This window comes from Saccharomonospora sp. CUA-673 (genome assembly GCF_001942305.1).
Classification (GTDB): Bacteria; Actinomycetota; Actinomycetes; order Mycobacteriales; family Pseudonocardiaceae; genus Prauserella.
The window spans coordinates 104233-118948 of sequence record NZ_MKKE01000084.1; the positions used below are offsets into that span (position 1 = coordinate 104233).

The following is a 14716-nucleotide window of genomic DNA, read 5'->3' on the forward strand; positions in this document are numbered from 1 at the left end:
GCCGCAACACGGTGGTGCCTACGCTCGGGGCGGAGCCGCACATGTCGATCCGCGAGGAGCGTGAGATGGCCGACGCGCCGTTCAACTTCAACCCCTACGACTTCCTGCCGCAGGTGCCGTCCTTCGACCTGCGCAGCGACGACGTCGCCGACGGGCAGCCGTTGCCGACCCCGCAGCTGTCGGGCCTGTTCGGCGCAGGCGGCGAGGACACGTCGCCGCATCTGGCGTGGTCCGGCTTCCCCGACGGCACGAAGAGCTTCGTCGTCACGTGCTACGACCCGGACGCGCCGACGGTGAGCGGGTTCTGGCACTGGGCGGTGTTCAACATCCCGGCGTCGGTGACCGAGCTGCCCACGGACGCGGGCAATCCGAGCGGGGCGAATCTGCCCGCCGGCGCGAAGATGCTCTCCGGTGACGGCGGGGTGCGTCAGTACCTCGGCGCCGCGCCGCCTCCCGGGCACGGCCCGCACCGCTACATGTTCGCCGTGCACGCCCTCGACGTCGAGACTCTCGACATCCCGGACGAGTCCCGGCCCGCGTTCCTGTCGTTCAACATGTTCGGCAGCACGCTCGCCCGCGCGATCATCACGCCCACCCACGAGAACAAGGGCTGACGCCCTCGGGGCTCGAGCGCCCCGGACGGAACCCACTGCTCACGGACACGCGTGCCCTCCCGCAGGGCACGCGTGTTCTGCGTTCGACACCCGATGGCCCGTCCTCACCAACCGTCGGCCGATCGCGTTGAACATGAATGTGATTCACGTCTCGCGAGGCGACATGCAGGCCCCTCGCCTGCGAAAACTCGGACCGACCTTCGATGTCGGACAAATGGTGCAACCTCACGGTAAACACCGGTTACCGGCGTGACACATGTTCCCGATTTGATGCGCGACATCGAACGCGTGGCGATCGACTCGCGTTTCGATCTCGCCCGGCCGGCGCGAACACACTCCAGTAGCAACAGCCCCTCAACGCACAAGGAGATCCACAATGCTTACTGATCTGGTTGACACCATCGGTGGCGTGCTTGCCCCGGTTCTCGCCACGGTCGACGGCCTGCTGGCCTTCCTGCCGCTCTGATCAGACGGCAGCCGACCGGCTTGATTGACCGGTCACGCTGATCGGGCACCGCGCCGGAACTCCAGCCGGCGCGGTGCCCGCATGCACGCGGCCGTGTCAGCACCCCACGTCGCCGTGTCAGCATCCCGCGTCGCCGTGTTGGCACTTGGCGTCGCCGTGTTGACACCCCACGGCGCTGTGTCGCCATCCCACGTCGCCACGCCTACGGTTCGCACATGGCCGGACCGACCCTGCGCGCCACATCCCTGTCGCTCGCCGCACCCGACCCGCGAGCCCTGGCCGAGTTCTACGCCGCCCTGCTCGGAGTCCGGATCACGGTGACCGAACCGCCGCGGCCCGGATACCCGCCCGAAGACGGCTGGGCACAGATCCGCCCCGACGGCGCGGGTCCGACACTGAACTTCGAATACGAACCCACATATGTCCCCGTGACGTGGCCTTCGGAAGCAGGCCGTCAACAGGTTCAGGCGCACCTGGACATCGCGGTCGACGACCTCCCCGCCGCGGTCGATCATGCGCTTGGCGTTGGTGCCACGCTCGCGGATTTCCAGCCACAGGACGATGTGCGCGTCCTCTTCGACCCCGCGGGTCATCCGTTCTGCCTGTTCCTGAGCCCGGGACATGCCAACGCCACGTCGCGGAATGCCAACACGGCGACGCAGAACGCTGACACGCCCGCGTGGGGTGCTGACACGGCGTCGTGGGGTGCTGACACGGCGGCGGGTTACCTCGGGTTGAGGAGGTAGTCGACGACCGGGCGGAGCTCCTCGGCGGTGGGGGGTTCGTCGTCGATGAGGCCCTGCACGAGCAGTCCGTCGATACCGGCGAGGAAGACGCGGAAGGCGACCTCGTCGTCGTGCCGGACCATCGAGGTCAGCACGTCCAGCCAGCGCCGCGCCGCGGGCCGCAGCTCCGGTTTCCGCGCGGCCAGCAGATACAGCTCGTACTCGGCCATCGTGCGTCCGCGTTTCGGCCCGAGCGCCTCGGCGAGCAGGTTCGCGATCTCGTCGGCGCCGCGGCCACGACCGTGCGAGCGGGCACGGTCGATCATCCAGTACACCTCGGTGGCCATGTCGCGCGCGCAGTCGATCAACGTGGCGACGAGCAGGTCGTCGAGGGTCGCGAAGTGATACGTCGTCGACGTCGTGGGCACGCCGGCCTCCGCGGCCACGGTGCGGTGCGTGACGCCGGCGACGCCGTCGCGTTCGATCACGCGCAGCGTCGCCTCGATGATCTCGGTGCGGCGCTTCTCGCCGCGCAGCTTCCTGCCGTCGGCCTGCCGTTTCATGCCGGACGCCCCATCTCGAGCAGCACGACACCACCGATCACCAGCGCCAACCCGAGGACCATCGTCGCGTTCATCGGCTCGCCGAGGAACGCCGCGCCGATCAGCGCCACGAGCGCCACGCCGGCCGCCGCCCAGATCGCGTACGCGACGCCGACGGGCAGTCCGTTCGCCAGCGCGCGACCGAGCAGGAAGAACGCCGTGATGTAGGCGATGACCACGACGATCGAGGGCACGAGCCTGCTGAAGCCCTCGGACAGTTTCAAGGACACGGTGCCGACGACCTCGGCCACGATCGCACCGGCGATCAACACGTACGCACTCACGTCGGCCAAACTACCTGAACGTACGTCCCACTAACTGCGAGGTTTCTGCCACATCAGTGGGACTTGGGCATCTCCGATCCATTACTCCTCAGTAGGAAGAGATACGCTCCCGTCACCCACCACGAAGACCGAACCGAAAGGCCCGATCATGGGTGCACTGCAGATCACGCTCGGCGTGATCGGCGTTGCCGTCAGCATCGCCGCTTGGGGGGTGTTCGCCGCCGCCGTCGTCCGGCAGGTGAAGATCATCCGACTCGGGCAGCCTGACAGCACGCGTAACGGACCGTTCGCGGCGCGTCTGAAGACGCTCATCATCGAGTTCGCCGCGCACACGCGGATGAACAAGTTCCGCAGCGTCGGGCCCTGGCACTGGGTCGTGATGTGGGGCTTCCTGCTGGGTTCGCTGGCCCTGTTCGAGGCCTACGGCGAGATCTTCGACCCGCACTTCGCGTGGCCGATCATCGGTGACTGGGCGCCGTGGAAGCTGCTGCTCGAACTGCTCGGTATCGGCACCGTGGTCGCCGGTGTGGCGCTGGTGATCATCCGCCAGCTGAACCACCCGCGCCGTGCCGACCGCCAGTCGCGGTTCGCCGGTTCGAACTTCGGTGCGGCCTACTTCGTCGAGGCCGTGGTGATCATCGAGGGTCTCGGCATCCTCGGTGTCAAGGCGTTCAAGTTCTCGAGCGGCATCACCGAGGCGCCCCTGTGGTCGAGCTTCGTGACCCAGCCGCTCGCGGAGGTGCTGCCCACCGCCACGATCTGGGTGTCGATCATGGCGCTGATCAAGCTGCTGTCCGGCATGATCTGGCTGGCCGTCGTCGGCCGGAACCTGACGATGGGCATCGCCTGGCACCGGTTCAGCGCGTTCTTCAACATCTACTTCAAGCGCGAGGACGACGGCGGCGTCGCGCTGGGCAAGCTCAAGCCGATGATGAGCGGCGGCAAGCCGCTCGACTTCGAGGAGGCCGACCCGGAGAAGGACGTCTTCGGCGCCGGCCAGGTCGAGGACTTCAGCTGGAAGGGCTGGCTCGACTTCTCCACGTGCACCGAGTGCGGCCGTTGCCAGTCGCAGTGCCCGGCATGGAACACGGGCAAGCCGCTGTCGCCGAAGCTGCTCATCACGCAGCTGCGCGACCACGCCTACGCCAAGGCGCCGTACCTGCTCGCGGGCGGTAAGAAGGACATGGCGGGCGACGAGGTGGGCCTGACGGGCGACGACCCGCACGCCGGCATCGACGTCCTGGCCCTCGCCGAGTCGGAGCGTGCGCTGGTGGGCGACGCCGAGATGAACGGCGTCATCGACCCCGAGATGCTCTGGTCGTGCACCAACTGCGGTGCGTGCGTGGAGCAGTGCCCGGTGGACATCGAGCACGTCGACCACATCGTCGACATGCGCCGCTACCAGGTGATGATCGAGTCGAACTTCCCGACCGAGCTCAACGCCCTGTTCAAGAACCTGGAGAACAAGGGCAACCCGTGGGGTCAGAACGCCAAGGACCGCATGGCCTGGGCCGACGACCTCGACTTCGAGGTGCCCGTCTTCGACGGCGAGTTCACCGACGACACCGAGTACCTGTTCTGGGTCGGCTGCGCCGGTGCGTTCGAGGACCGCGCGAAGAAGACGACGCAGGCCGTCGCCGAGCTGCTGCACATCGCGGGCGTCAAGTACACGGTGCTCGGCCCGGAGGAGACGTGCACCGGTGACCCGGCTCGCCGTGCGGGCAACGAGTTCGTGTTCCAGATGCTCGCGCAGCAGAACGTCGAGGTGCTGAACTCGGTGTTCGAGGACGTGGAGCAGTCGAAGCGCAAGATCGTCGTGTCGTGTGCGCACTGCTTCAACACGCTCGCCAACGAGTACCCGGACCTCGGCGGCAACTACGAGGTCGTGCACCACACCCAGCTGCTCAACCGTCTGGTGCGGGAGAAGAGGCTGACCCCGGTGGCCCCGGTCGCCGAGGACATCACCTACCACGACCCGTGCTTCCTCGGCCGCCACAACCAGGTGTACGAGGCGCCGCGTGAGCTGGTCGGCGCGGCGGGCGCGAATCTGCGCGAGATGCCGCGGCACGGTGACCGCTCCATGTGCTGTGGCGCCGGTGGCGCCCGCATGTGGATGGAGGAGCAGATCGGCAAGCGGATCAACGTCGAGCGCGTCGACGAGGCGCTCGGCACCGCGCGTCGAAGATCGCGACGGGCTGCCCGTTCTGCCGTGTGATGCTCAACGACGGTGTGACGTCGCGGCAGAGCGACGGCGCGGCGAGCGAGGATCTCGAGGTCGTCGACGTCTCGCAGCTGCTGCTCTCGGCCGTCAAGCGCGGCGGCAAGCAGCCGGCGGGCGTCGGCGCCGGGGACTCCGACGCGGCCCCGACTGCCGAAGGCGAGGGTGGCGCCCAGTCGGATGACGCCAAGTAACCCGACACGGTGAACACGCGCGGGCGCCGCTCCGGACTCCGGGGCGGCGCCCGCGGCGTATCGCGGCGAAAACACTGCAAGTTTACGTGCCCGAAATACACGGCCCATCGGTTTTCTCCACAATCGCGTCGGGCGCGTGCGAGTAGCATCGCCTGCTCTCATGTCGTCGCACCCGGCGACGACATGAGCACGGACAGTGCGAGGCGAGGGCGTGGGTCATGAATCCCCCGAACGAACCAGCGAGACCGGACCGCAGCGAGCACAACGCAGCTGAGACGTCGGCGACGTCGGCGCCCGACCAGTCATCCCGGTCGGCGCCCGTTTCCCCTCGGCCAAGCGTTGGAGCGCATCGAGAAGGCCGAACGCAAGGCCGCGCAGAAGGCCGCCGCGAAGGAGTCCAAGCAACAGGGCAGGGCCGGCAGCGCCGACGGCGACTCGGCCGGCTCGCAGAAGAAGTCCCGGACCGGCCGGGGCAGCGCCCGTTTCCCCTCGGCCGCCGACCTCGAGCGCTACGCCGACGAACCGACTCCCGAACCGCCCTCCGAACCGACACCCGAGCCCGGCGAGCCCGGCACCCGAGCGGGGTCCACCGAGCCGGAGCAGCCCGCACGCCGGGCACTCGAGGAACCGGCGCGCAGCACGGTGCCGCCGTCGCTCGAGGACCACGAGGACTACGCCGACTACACGGCCTACGACGCGGACGAGGAGAACCGGCTCCGCGTGCGGCCCTACGTGATCACGCGCGGGCGCACGGAGGCGCGCGACGACCTGGCGATCGAAACGATGATCACGGTCAACCCGCGCGGCCCGTGGTCCCGGGAGCAGGGCAACTCCGACCACCAGGCGGTGCGCCGGATCTGCGGCGAGCCGCGGTCGGTGGCCGAGGTGGCGGCGCTGATGTCGGTGCCACTCGGCGTCGCGCGGGTGCTGCTGACCGACCTCGCCGACTCCGACCTGGTGCACATCCACGTCGACACCATGCAGACCGACGACGGACGCCCCGACTTCAACCTCATGCAGCGCGTCCTCGCCGGCCTGCACCGACTGTCGTGACCGGATCCGAGTGACCGGACCCCAGTGACCGGATCCGAGTAGCCGCCCTTACGGCTTGCCGAGGCGCAGCAGCACGGACTCGCCGGGCGCTTCGTCGACGCCGTCGTTGTCGACCGCGCCGACGAGCTTGCCGTCGGCGGTCACGGCCAGGCCCTCGGGTTTGTCGTGCACGATGCCGCCGCCCGCCTCGAGCGCGGGAATCAGGTCCTGGTTGAGCGACTTGTCGACAACGGGCTTGCGCTCGCCCACACCGACCGGTTCGACGGTCGAGACGTCGATCTCGTAGACCTTCTTCGTCTCGGCGTCCTCGCCGCGCTGGTTGTCGCGTTCCAACACGAGCATCCGCCCGTCGCCGAGCGCGGTCAGCTCTGACACGCCCATCCAGCCGCCCTCGGGCGGGGTGTCGAGCGGGTACGCCGCGAACGCCCACTGCCCGGTCGCGGGGGTGTAGCGGGCGAGCGTGCTCTGACCCGGTTCGTTGTCGGCCCATTCGCGCTGGACGGCGACCCACACGTGCTCGCCGTCGACGGCCACGCCCTCGAAGCCGAAGCGGGTGGCGCCCTCGGCGATCGCGTCGGGCAGGGCGATCTCCTCGCGCACCTGGCCGTCGGGGCCGACGTCGATGAGCAGGTTGGGCAGGTCGTCGGCGGGTTCGCCCTCGGCGACGACCCAGTAGCCGCCGTCGTCGCGCGCGGCGATGCCCTCGAGGTCGTAGGCGGCCTCGTCGCCGTCGCGCGTCAACACGAGTTCGTCGGTGACGCGCGCCGGGTGCGAGGCAGTGTCGACGGTGAGCACGCGGCTGGGCTCGTAGGCGTTGTCGTGGATCGCGACGACCTCACCGGGCGAGCCGGGAACGCCGGACAGTCCCGACAGGCCACCGAATCCGATCCCGCTGTCCGCCACGATCGACGGCGCGCCCTCGTTCTTGCGCAGCGACACGGCCAGTGGGGTGCGCGTCAGCTGGTAGCGGCTCAGCGACGAGCGCACCCCAGCCTCGGCGTCGTCCTCCTCGGCGGACACGACGAGCGCGTTGCGCTGCGGCACGGGCAGCACGCCCTCGGGCGCGACGTCGGTCGGCAGGCCCTGCACGAGCTGCGGGTCGCGCGGATCGTCCACGTTGTACACGGCGACGAGGTTGGCGCGTTCGAGGGCGACGAAGGCGTAGCGGTGCTTGCCGTACGTCGCGACGGCCAGGCCCTCCGGTTCGACGCCCTTGGCCTCGGCGCGGTGCTCGGGGTACTGGCCGTGGCGGATCGCGAGTTCCTCGAGCTCGTTGCCGGAGCTGTACACGACGTCGCCGGTGGCGGCGTCGAACGCCGTCCACGTGCGGGTGCCGCCCTGGTAGTCGCCCTCGTCGGCGGTCGCGAGGGTGTCGTCGTCGAGCCAGCCGACCGAGTCCGGCTCACGCGGCGCGGTGACCGAGCCGTCGCGTTCGATGCGGTTGTTCTCGGTGGTGTCGACGTCCTCGACCGTCGCCGTGCCGGCACTGAAGTGGTTGCGCACCTCGCCGCTCGCCACGTCGACGACGACGATGTGGTTGTTCTCCTGCAACGTCACGGCGACCTGGCCGCGGTCGTTGATCGAGACGTACTCGGGTTCCGGGTCCTCGGGGGCGACGTCGGCGAGGCCGATCAGTTCCGTCGTGCGCACCTGCCAGGCGTCGGGCGCGCCGTCGAGGTCGACGATCGCGAGGAACCCGGCGGGCAGCTGCGGGAGCGCACCGTCGTCGACGTCCTCGTCGCGTTCGTTCTCGATGGCGACCGCGGCGTGCCGGCCGTCGGGCGAGATGTCGATCGAGTCGGGCTGGCCGCCGAGGTCGTGGGAGGCGACGATCGCGCGGTCGGCGAGGTCGACGACGACCAGCTCGCCGGACGGGTCGGTGTAGCTCTCCGACGTGTTCACCGCGACGAGCGCCAGGTCGCCGACGATGTCGACCGACGTGGGCTCACCCGGCATGTCCAGGGTGCCCGCGGGCTCGAGCGAGTCTCGTCCGGCGAGGGTCGAGAAGCCGATGCGCTCGGCGGGCGAGTCGGTGTGGACGACCGTCCGGCCGTCCGGCGTGACCGCGGAGATCTCGGCCGCGGTCTCCTCGTCGGGCGAGGAGTTGTGGTGCACCGGCATCGTCGACGTGCGCACGAAGTGCTCCCCGGACGGCAACGCGAAATCGGGATCGGCGCTCGTGGGGGCCGCGGTGTTCGTGCTGCCGGTGTTCGTGCTGCCGGGGTTCGCCGTGGCGGCCGGAGTCAGGGTCACCGTGAGGGCCACGGCCGCGGCGCCGGCGAGGATTCGGTTGCACTTTCGCATCGGTGCTTTCTAGCCCGCGTGGATGTGTCCAGGCTGAACAGGACAAGAAGACCGCGCGAACCCGGAGTGTGCGGAACCGACCTTGCCTCACGAACCGAACGGTGGTTCCCTGCCTGCGATGCCAGCTACTCATGACGTGACGAACCAGGTACCGCCGCTGACCGGGCACGACGTCGCAGACGACCCGACGTTGCTCTCCGCGTTGGAGCGGGAGGGCGCGGGCTGGGCCGCCGACGAGGTGCACGAACTGGGCAGACTCGCGGGCACCGAACGCGTGCAGGAGTGGGGCAGGCTCGCCAACGAGAACAAACCCGTGCTGCGCACGCACGACCGCGTCGGGCACCGCATCGACGAGGTCGAGTTCCACCCGCACTGGCACGACCTGATGGACGTGGCCGTCTCGCACGGGCTGCACGCCGCACCGTGGCGGGATCCGCGCGCGGGCGCGCACGTGGCGCGCGCGGCGAAGTTCTACGTGTGGAGCCAGAACGAGGCGGGCCACACGTGCCCGATCTCGATGACGTACTCGGCGATCCCCACGTTGCGGCACAACCCGGAACTGGCCGCGGTGTACGAACCGCTGCTGGCGGCCACCAGCTACGACTTCGGCCTGCGGGTGCCCACGACGAAGAGCGGGCTCATCGCGGGCATGTCGATGACGGAGAAGCAGGGCGGTTCGGACGTCCGCGCCAACACGACGACGGCCGAGCCCGCGGGCGACGGCAGCTACGCGCTGACGGGGCACAAGTGGTTCACGTCGGCGCCGATGTCGGACGTGTTCCTCACGCTCGCGCAGGCACCGGGCGGACTGTCGTGCTTCCTGGTGTCGCGGGTGCTGCCGGACGGTTCGCGCAACGCGATCCGGTTGCAGCGCCTGAAGGACAAGCTGGGCAACACGTCGAACGCGTCCGCCGAGATCGAGTACGAGGGCGCGATCGGCTGGCTGGTCGGCGAGGAGGGCCGCGGGGTCCGCACGATCATCGAGATGGTGTCGAACACGCGCCTGGACTGCACGATCGGCGGTGCGGCCGGCATGCGCTACGGCGCGATGCGGGCGGCGCACCACGCGCGGCACCGGTCGACGTTCGGCTCGCGCCTGATCGACGCGCCGGCGATGGCGAACGTGCTGGCGGACCTGACGGTCGAGTCCGAGGCGGCGACGCTGGCCGCGATGCGGATCGCGGGCGCCACCGACCGCGCGCCCTCCGACGAGAGCGAGGCGGCACTGCGCCGGTTGGCGCTGGCGGTGTCGAAGTACTGGGTGTGCAAACGCGCGCCCGCGCACGCGGCCGAGGCGCTGGAATGCCTGGGCGGCAACGGTTACGTGGAGGAGTCGGGAATGCCGCGGCTGTTCCGCGAGTCGCCGTTGTCGTCGATCTGGGAGGGCTCGGGCAACGTCGCGGCGCTGGACACGCTGCGCGCCATGGCCAAGCAGCCCGACTCGGTGGACGCGCTGTTCGCCGAACTCGACGCCTCGTCCGGTGTGGACGGACGGCTCGACGACGCGATCGCCGGTCTGCGCAAGGAACTCGCCGACCTGTCCGATGTGGAGTACCGCGCGCGGCGGATCGTCGAGCGGATCGCGCTGGTGTTCCAGGGCTCGCTGCTCGTGCGGTACGGCGACGAGGCGGTCGCCGATGCGTTCTGCGCGTCCCGCCTGTCCGGCGACTGGGGCGTCGCCTTCGGCACCCTCCCCACCGGCGTCGACACCGGCCGCATCCTCGCCCGCACCGAGGTCGGGTAACGGTTGTCGATCAGGCCTGGTCCGCTCAGGCCTCAGTAGCCGAGGTCGAGGGTCCAGTACCAGCCGTCGGTGTTGAGGCCGGCGCGATGGCGGTGACGGCGCAGTCGGTGATGTTGGCGTTGTGCGCGGGCTGGGCCATCCAGTTGTCGACGACGGCGCGCGGCGACGTGACGCCCATGGCGAGGTTCTCGGCGGCGGGGTCGTCGTAGCCGAACGATTCGACGCGTTCCTCGAAGGTGGTGCCGTCGGACGATTCGTGCGAGAGCCTGCGGTTCTCGGACATGTCGTCACTGTGGGCCTGCCCCGCACTGGACAGGGCGTCGTCGGTGGTGGCGGGCTCGCAGCCGGCGGCGACGCGTTCGTCGTTGACGTGGCGGAGCAGTTCGGTGAGGGGGTCCTCGTCGGGTTCGCTCGGGCTGGTGGACGTCACGGTGCCGGTGGTCGGCTCGCCGGTGGGCGACGTGGATCCGGACGTCGGCGACGGCGACGTGGGCTCTGGGCGCTCGCCGGTGGTCGTCGGCTCGGCGTCCGACGTGTCGGGCGAGTCGGACGTGACGGGTGTGGTGGTCGGTTCGCCGCCGGGCGTCGACACGGACGACGTGGCCGGGCCGGGCGGGTCGGCCGGTTCGGTGTCCGGTTCGCCGGGGGTGCCGGTCGGGGCAGCGGTGTCGTCGCGTTCGAGCGACGTGCCGGGGCCGGCCGCCGAGGACGGCGCATCGGGGTCGGATTCGCCCCAGAAGAGGTGGCTGCCCAGGGCGATCACGACGCCGACGAGCACGCCCACCAGGAGGAGCGCGCCGCGCGTACGGGTGATCGGGGTAGCCACGACCGGGCAAGCTACCACCAACGAGTGAGTTACTGGACCGTTATGTGAGCGGGATCAGACAGTCGACACACCCGGTCACGAGATGTCAGCAGCCGGTGTCGAGCCCGCCGACGGGTACGCGGCCGGTTCTCAGCGGGCGGTGTCGACGCGGTCGAAGTTGCGGTATGCCCTGCTCGGGGTGGGTCCGCGCTGGCCCTGGTACTTGGAGCCGGCCTCGTTGGAGCCGTAGGGGTGCTGTGCGGAGCTGGTGAGGCGGAACAGGCACAGCTGGCCGATCTTCATGCCGGGCCACAGGGTGATGGGCAGGTTGGCGACGTTCGACAGTTCGAGCGTGATGTGCCCGCTGAAGCCGGGGTCGATGAAGCCTGCCGTCGAGTGGGTGAGCAGGCCGAGGCGGCCGAGCGACGATTTGCCCTCGAGACGTCCGGCGAGGTCGTCGGGCAGGGTGAACAGCTCGAAGGTGGAGCCGAGGACGAACTCGCCGGGGTGCAGCACGAACGCCTCGCCGTCGGTCTTCTCGACGAGCGAGGTCAGCTCGTCCTGCTGCAACGACGGGTCGATGTGCGTGTACTTGGTGTTGTCGAAGACGCGGAAGAACCGGTCGAGACGCACGTCGACGCTCGACGGCTGGAGCATCTGCGGGCCGGACGGCTCGATCTGCAGCCGGCCGGCGTCGAGCTCGTTGCGGAGGTCGCGGTCACTGAGCAGCACGGGCCCACCCTAGCCGGGCGATCCGCCGCCCATGCACGTCCGGCCGACCCGAGGGGGAGTGGACGTCGACCCGGACGATCGTTGTAAGATCGGACGTCACCAGGCGGATGTAGTTCAATGGTAGAACATCAGCTTCCCAAGCTGAGAACGCGGGTTCGATTCCCGTCATCCGCTCCAAGCACGAAGGCCCAGGTCAGAAGCCATCCACTTCGGACCTGGGCCTTCGTCATGTCGGGGCCTCGTGCCATTGGCGTGCCATTAGCGTGCCCTCGGCTGACTCGTCATCGTCGTCGGTCCTTGCCCCGTGCACAGCCGCGGAGGGCGGGCCCTTCAGCTCGTTTCGTTCTTGCGCCGGGGCGGGCGCACGAACTGCGCGGTGGCGATCAGAGCACCTCCGACGATGATCGGGAGGAAGTCGTACTCGGCCACCGGGTAGGCGACCAGGGCGGGACCGCTGGTCACCATGACGTCGCCGCCCTCGCAGGTCAGTTGCGCATCGACGGCCGGTTCGACTCTCTCGCCGTCGAGAAGCTCCCGCGCGCCGCGCGGCGGGATGTCGAACTGTCGCCCACCCAGGTCGCAGTGCGCGACACCTCCGGATGTCACCACCAGGTAGTAGGTCGTGCCCGACTGCAACGGGAGCCCGGAGTCCTCGACCTCGTCGCCTGCGAAGCGGGCGTAGCCCGCAGCGCCCACGACGAGCAGGATGAGAAGGGCGCCGACCACGCGCATCGCCCAGGGCACCTTGCTCATCAGGCTTGCCTGCCGTCCCCGTTTCCGTTCATGGTCGTCCTTGATCCTTCCGGTCAGCCTTTGACTGCCGCTTCGAGCCGCACGAGCAGATCGATGATCTGCGTGCCCTCGCCGTTAACCGGTCGACCCGGGCCGGTCCGCGGTGGAGACTGGGCGCATGATCGGCCGGCGATGGGGCGTGAGCGACGACGAGGTCGCGCGCGCCTACCCGTGCGACGAGTTCGTGACCGCCTCCGCGATGCAGGCGTGGCGGGGCGTGACGGTCGCCGCGCCGGCCGACGAGGTGTGGCCGTGGGTGACGCAGGTCCGGCTGGCGCCGTACTCGTACGACTGGATCGACAACCTCGGCCGCCGTTCGCCGCGCGAGCTGGTCGACCTGCCCGAGCCCCGCGTCGGGGACGGTTTCACCAAGGCCGGCGGGCTGCAGGCGGGGCGGATCGTGTCGGTCGAACCCGGCAAGCACCTGACGGCCACGATCATGGGCGCGTACCTGTCCTACGTCCTCGTGCCGCAGGGCGCCGACAGCACGCGCCTGCTGCTGAAGATCGTCATGCAGGTCAACCGGGTGATCGGCGCCGGGCTGTCCGTCGGCGATCTGGTCATGGCGCGACGGCAACTCCTCAACTTCAAGCAACTCGCCGAACAGCACCGTTCCTGAGCACGTTGGCGTCCGGTGCCGGGGCGTCGTCAGCGGGTGCCGGGCCGGCCGGGCGGGTCGTCCCAGCCTGCGGTGGTGACGCCGTCCTCGGTGAGGATGTGCAGGTCGCCCGAGCCGGCGGCGGCGACGTAGGCCGTGATGGCCTCGACCTGCAGTTGCATGATCGCGGACCGCTCGTACCGCCGGTACAGGTCGTCGGGCCACCCGCCGCGCAGCTCGTCGAGGTGCGCCCGCAGCCGCTCCACGCGGTCCGGATGCGGACGCACACCCCACGCCCGGCCCGCTTTCCGCATCATCGCGACGATCGTCTCGGTATCGACATCCGGCTCGTTCGTCACGACGAACCCGGGCTCGACGCTGTCGGGCGATTCGGCGCTGTCGGCCTGGTCGGAATTGGCGCTGTTGGGCGATTCGGCGCTGTCCTCGGTCATCGGACGCCGCCTTTCCGCATCAGCTCGTCGATTGCCGGCCCGCCGCGAACATACCCGCCGACCCCCTCCGACGCCCACCACCCGCAGACGTTCGCCCGTGCCCACGGTAAACGCCTGGGTGACCCATCGGTAGCCACACTTTCGAGTGAGTCATTTCGCTCATATCTTCGGTAACATTGGTCCCGTGAAAACGGTCGAGCAGGTTATCGATGAGGCGCGCGAGGTTCTTGCCCTGCGCGCTCGAGCTGATGCGCGGGAGGTGGAGTTCCTTGTATCCCTGGACGACGGTTCGACGTCGGATTCGGAGGAACGCCGCCAGCGTGCGGAGGCCTTGGCGCCCGAGTTGCGGTTGACGCCGCACGAGGTGCTGAATCGCATTCACACGGCGTTGGCGTTGACGCACCGGATGCCGCGTCTGTTGGATGCGATGCGCGACGGACAGGTCGACCGCTACGGCGCCGAGCGTGTCCTCAACGTGGTCGCCCCGGTGTCCGACGACGACGCGCGCGTGGTCGATCAGCTGCTGTTGGACAAGTTGGCGACGATGAAGATGTCGGCGTGGCAGCCGCGCAACATGGCCTGGCACGCCTCGAAACTCGTCCAGGACATCGACCCGGGCGCCGTGGAATCCGCGGCCCGCATGGCGCGCGACGCCCGCAAGGTCGTCCTCGACCACTGGCCCAACGCCATGTCCCGCCTGTCGGCCGAACTGCGTCGGAGGTGGCACAGGCGATCTACACGCGTATCGACGTCACGGCCCACCGGCTGCACCGAGCGTTCGACGACCGCACCCTCGACCAGTGCCGCGCCGACGTGTTCGCCAACGTGTTACTCGGCAACGAACCCATGATCGACCGGCCGGAACCGGCCGTGATGGTGTACCTCCACATGCCCATCGACACCGCCCTGTCGATCAGCGAGACGGGCGCCGAGATCGACGGCATCGGCCCGATTCCGGGTCCGTTGGCGCGCGAGATCATGACGAATCCCCGCAGCATCTGGCGGAAGGTGATCTGCGACCCGGCGACGGGCAGCCCGGTCGACCTGGGCCGCTCGTCGTATCGTCCAAATGCGACGATCCGCAAGCTCGTCCAGGTGCGCGACCGGATGTGCGTGGTCCCGTGGTGCCGGCG

Annotated in this window: 13 protein-coding genes, 1 tRNA gene and 1 pseudogene; 8 read left to right on the forward strand and 7 right to left on the reverse strand. The window is 69.4% G+C overall.

What is annotated here, in order from left to right; translation table 11 throughout:
* Nucleotides 1-41 precede the first annotated feature (41 nt).
* Entirely contained in the window at nt 42-614 is a 573-nt protein-coding gene (locus BJF85_RS25120; protein WP_255375919.1) for a YbhB/YbcL family Raf kinase inhibitor-like protein, read from the forward strand.
* 681 nt (nt 615-1295) lie between these two features.
* Complete coding sequence (locus BJF85_RS25125; protein WP_075850393.1) at nt 1296-1826, forward strand: VOC family protein; 531 nt, start codon at nt 1296-1298, stop codon at nt 1824-1826.
* Here BJF85_RS25125 and BJF85_RS25130 read toward each other — a convergent pair.
* Complete coding sequence (locus BJF85_RS25130; RefSeq protein WP_075850394.1) at nt 1805-2368, reverse strand: TetR/AcrR family transcriptional regulator; 564 nt, start codon at nt 2366-2368, stop codon at nt 1805-1807. The genes BJF85_RS25125 and BJF85_RS25130 overlap by 22 nt on opposite strands.
* Complete coding sequence (locus BJF85_RS25135; protein WP_075850456.1) at nt 2365-2691, reverse strand: multidrug efflux SMR transporter; 327 nt, start codon at nt 2689-2691, stop codon at nt 2365-2367. Before BJF85_RS25135 ends, BJF85_RS25130 begins: the two co-directional genes overlap by 4 nt.
* A gap of 148 nt (nt 2692-2839) precedes the next feature.
* Here BJF85_RS25135 and BJF85_RS25140 point away from each other — a divergent pair.
* Nucleotides 2840-5103: pseudogene (locus BJF85_RS25140) on the forward strand ((Fe-S)-binding protein).
* Between the two features lie 339 nt (nt 5104-5442).
* Nucleotides 5443-6156 (forward strand): DUF742 domain-containing protein, encoded by a 714-nt coding sequence (locus BJF85_RS30805; protein ID WP_255375920.1) that lies wholly within the window; start codon nt 5443-5445, stop codon nt 6154-6156.
* A 48-nt stretch (nt 6157-6204) separates the two neighbouring features.
* Here BJF85_RS30805 and BJF85_RS25150 read toward each other — a convergent pair whose 3' ends face one another.
* Nucleotides 6205-8460, reverse strand: coding sequence for an esterase-like activity of phytase family protein (locus BJF85_RS25150; RefSeq protein WP_075850395.1), 2256 nt, complete (start codon nt 8458-8460; stop codon nt 6205-6207).
* A 118-nt stretch (nt 8461-8578) separates the two neighbouring features.
* Between BJF85_RS25150 and BJF85_RS25155 the strand changes: the two genes are divergently transcribed.
* Nucleotides 8579-10204 carry an acyl-CoA dehydrogenase family protein gene (locus BJF85_RS25155; protein ID WP_075850396.1) on the forward strand — a complete coding sequence of 542 codons (1626 nt, stop codon included), beginning with the start codon at nt 8579-8581 and terminating at the stop codon, nt 10202-10204.
* A gap of 25 nt (nt 10205-10229) precedes the next feature.
* On the opposite strand, the gene BJF85_RS25160 is transcribed toward BJF85_RS25155, so the two are convergent.
* Nucleotides 10230-11030, reverse strand: a complete 801-nt coding sequence (locus tag BJF85_RS25160; RefSeq protein WP_158057151.1) for a CAP domain-containing protein — start codon at nt 11028-11030, stop codon at nt 10230-10232.
* A gap of 129 nt (nt 11031-11159) precedes the next feature.
* Nucleotides 11160-11741 (reverse strand): dCTP deaminase, encoded by a 582-nt coding sequence (gene dcd, locus BJF85_RS25165; RefSeq protein WP_075850397.1) that lies wholly within the window; start codon nt 11739-11741, stop codon nt 11160-11162.
* A gap of 103 nt (nt 11742-11844) precedes the next feature.
* Here dcd and BJF85_RS25170 point away from each other — a divergent pair.
* A tRNA-Gly gene (locus BJF85_RS25170) sits at nt 11845-11918 on the forward strand.
* Between the two features lie 153 nt (nt 11919-12071).
* Here the strand turns inward: BJF85_RS25170 and BJF85_RS25175 are convergent.
* Nucleotides 12072-12494: a hypothetical protein gene (locus tag BJF85_RS25175; RefSeq protein WP_075850398.1), complete on the reverse strand. Its 423-nt coding sequence runs from the start codon at nt 12492-12494 to the stop codon at nt 12072-12074.
* A 178-nt stretch (nt 12495-12672) separates the two neighbouring features.
* On the opposite strand from BJF85_RS25175, the gene BJF85_RS25180 reads away from it, so the two are divergent.
* On the forward strand, nt 12673-13152 hold the full coding sequence (locus BJF85_RS25180) for a polyketide cyclase (RefSeq protein WP_255375921.1): 480 nt from the start codon (nt 12673-12675) through the stop codon (nt 13150-13152).
* 29 nt (nt 13153-13181) lie between these two features.
* On the opposite strand, the gene BJF85_RS25185 is transcribed toward BJF85_RS25180, so the two are convergent.
* Nucleotides 13182-13583 carry a hypothetical protein gene (locus BJF85_RS25185; RefSeq protein ID WP_075850400.1) on the reverse strand — a complete coding sequence of 134 codons (402 nt, stop codon included), beginning with the start codon at nt 13581-13583 and terminating at the stop codon, nt 13182-13184.
* 184 nt (nt 13584-13767) lie between these two features.
* Between BJF85_RS25185 and BJF85_RS25190 the strand changes: the two genes are divergently transcribed.
* Nucleotides 13768-14433 carry a DUF222 domain-containing protein gene (locus BJF85_RS25190; protein WP_075850401.1) on the forward strand — a complete coding sequence of 222 codons (666 nt, stop codon included), beginning with the start codon at nt 13768-13770 and terminating at the stop codon, nt 14431-14433.
* The last annotated feature ends 283 nt before the right edge of the window (nt 14434-14716 follow it).

What these genes read in the sequence shown, in the direction of transcription:
- BJF85_RS25120 (WP_255375919.1), top strand. Translation starts at nt 42, where the DNA reads ATGTCGATCCGCGAGGAGCGTGAGATGGCCGACGCGCCGTTCAACTTC.
- BJF85_RS25185 (WP_075850400.1), bottom strand. Translation starts at nt 13,583, where the DNA reads ATGACCGAGGACAGCGCCGAATCGCCCAACAGCGCCAATTCCGACCAG.
- BJF85_RS25175 (WP_075850398.1), bottom strand. Translation starts at nt 12,494, where the DNA reads ATGAGCAAGGTGCCCTGGGCGATGCGCGTGGTCGGCGCCCTTCTCATC.
- BJF85_RS25125 (WP_075850393.1), top strand. Translation starts at nt 1,296, where the DNA reads ATGGCCGGACCGACCCTGCGCGCCACATCCCTGTCGCTCGCCGCACCC.
- BJF85_RS25150 (WP_075850395.1), bottom strand. Translation starts at nt 8,460, where the DNA reads ATGCGAAAGTGCAACCGAATCCTCGCCGGCGCCGCGGCCGTGGCCCTC.
- BJF85_RS25130 (WP_075850394.1), bottom strand. Translation starts at nt 2,368, where the DNA reads ATGAAACGGCAGGCCGACGGCAGGAAGCTGCGCGGCGAGAAGCGCCGC.
- BJF85_RS25155 (WP_075850396.1), top strand. Translation starts at nt 8,579, where the DNA reads ATGCCAGCTACTCATGACGTGACGAACCAGGTACCGCCGCTGACCGGG.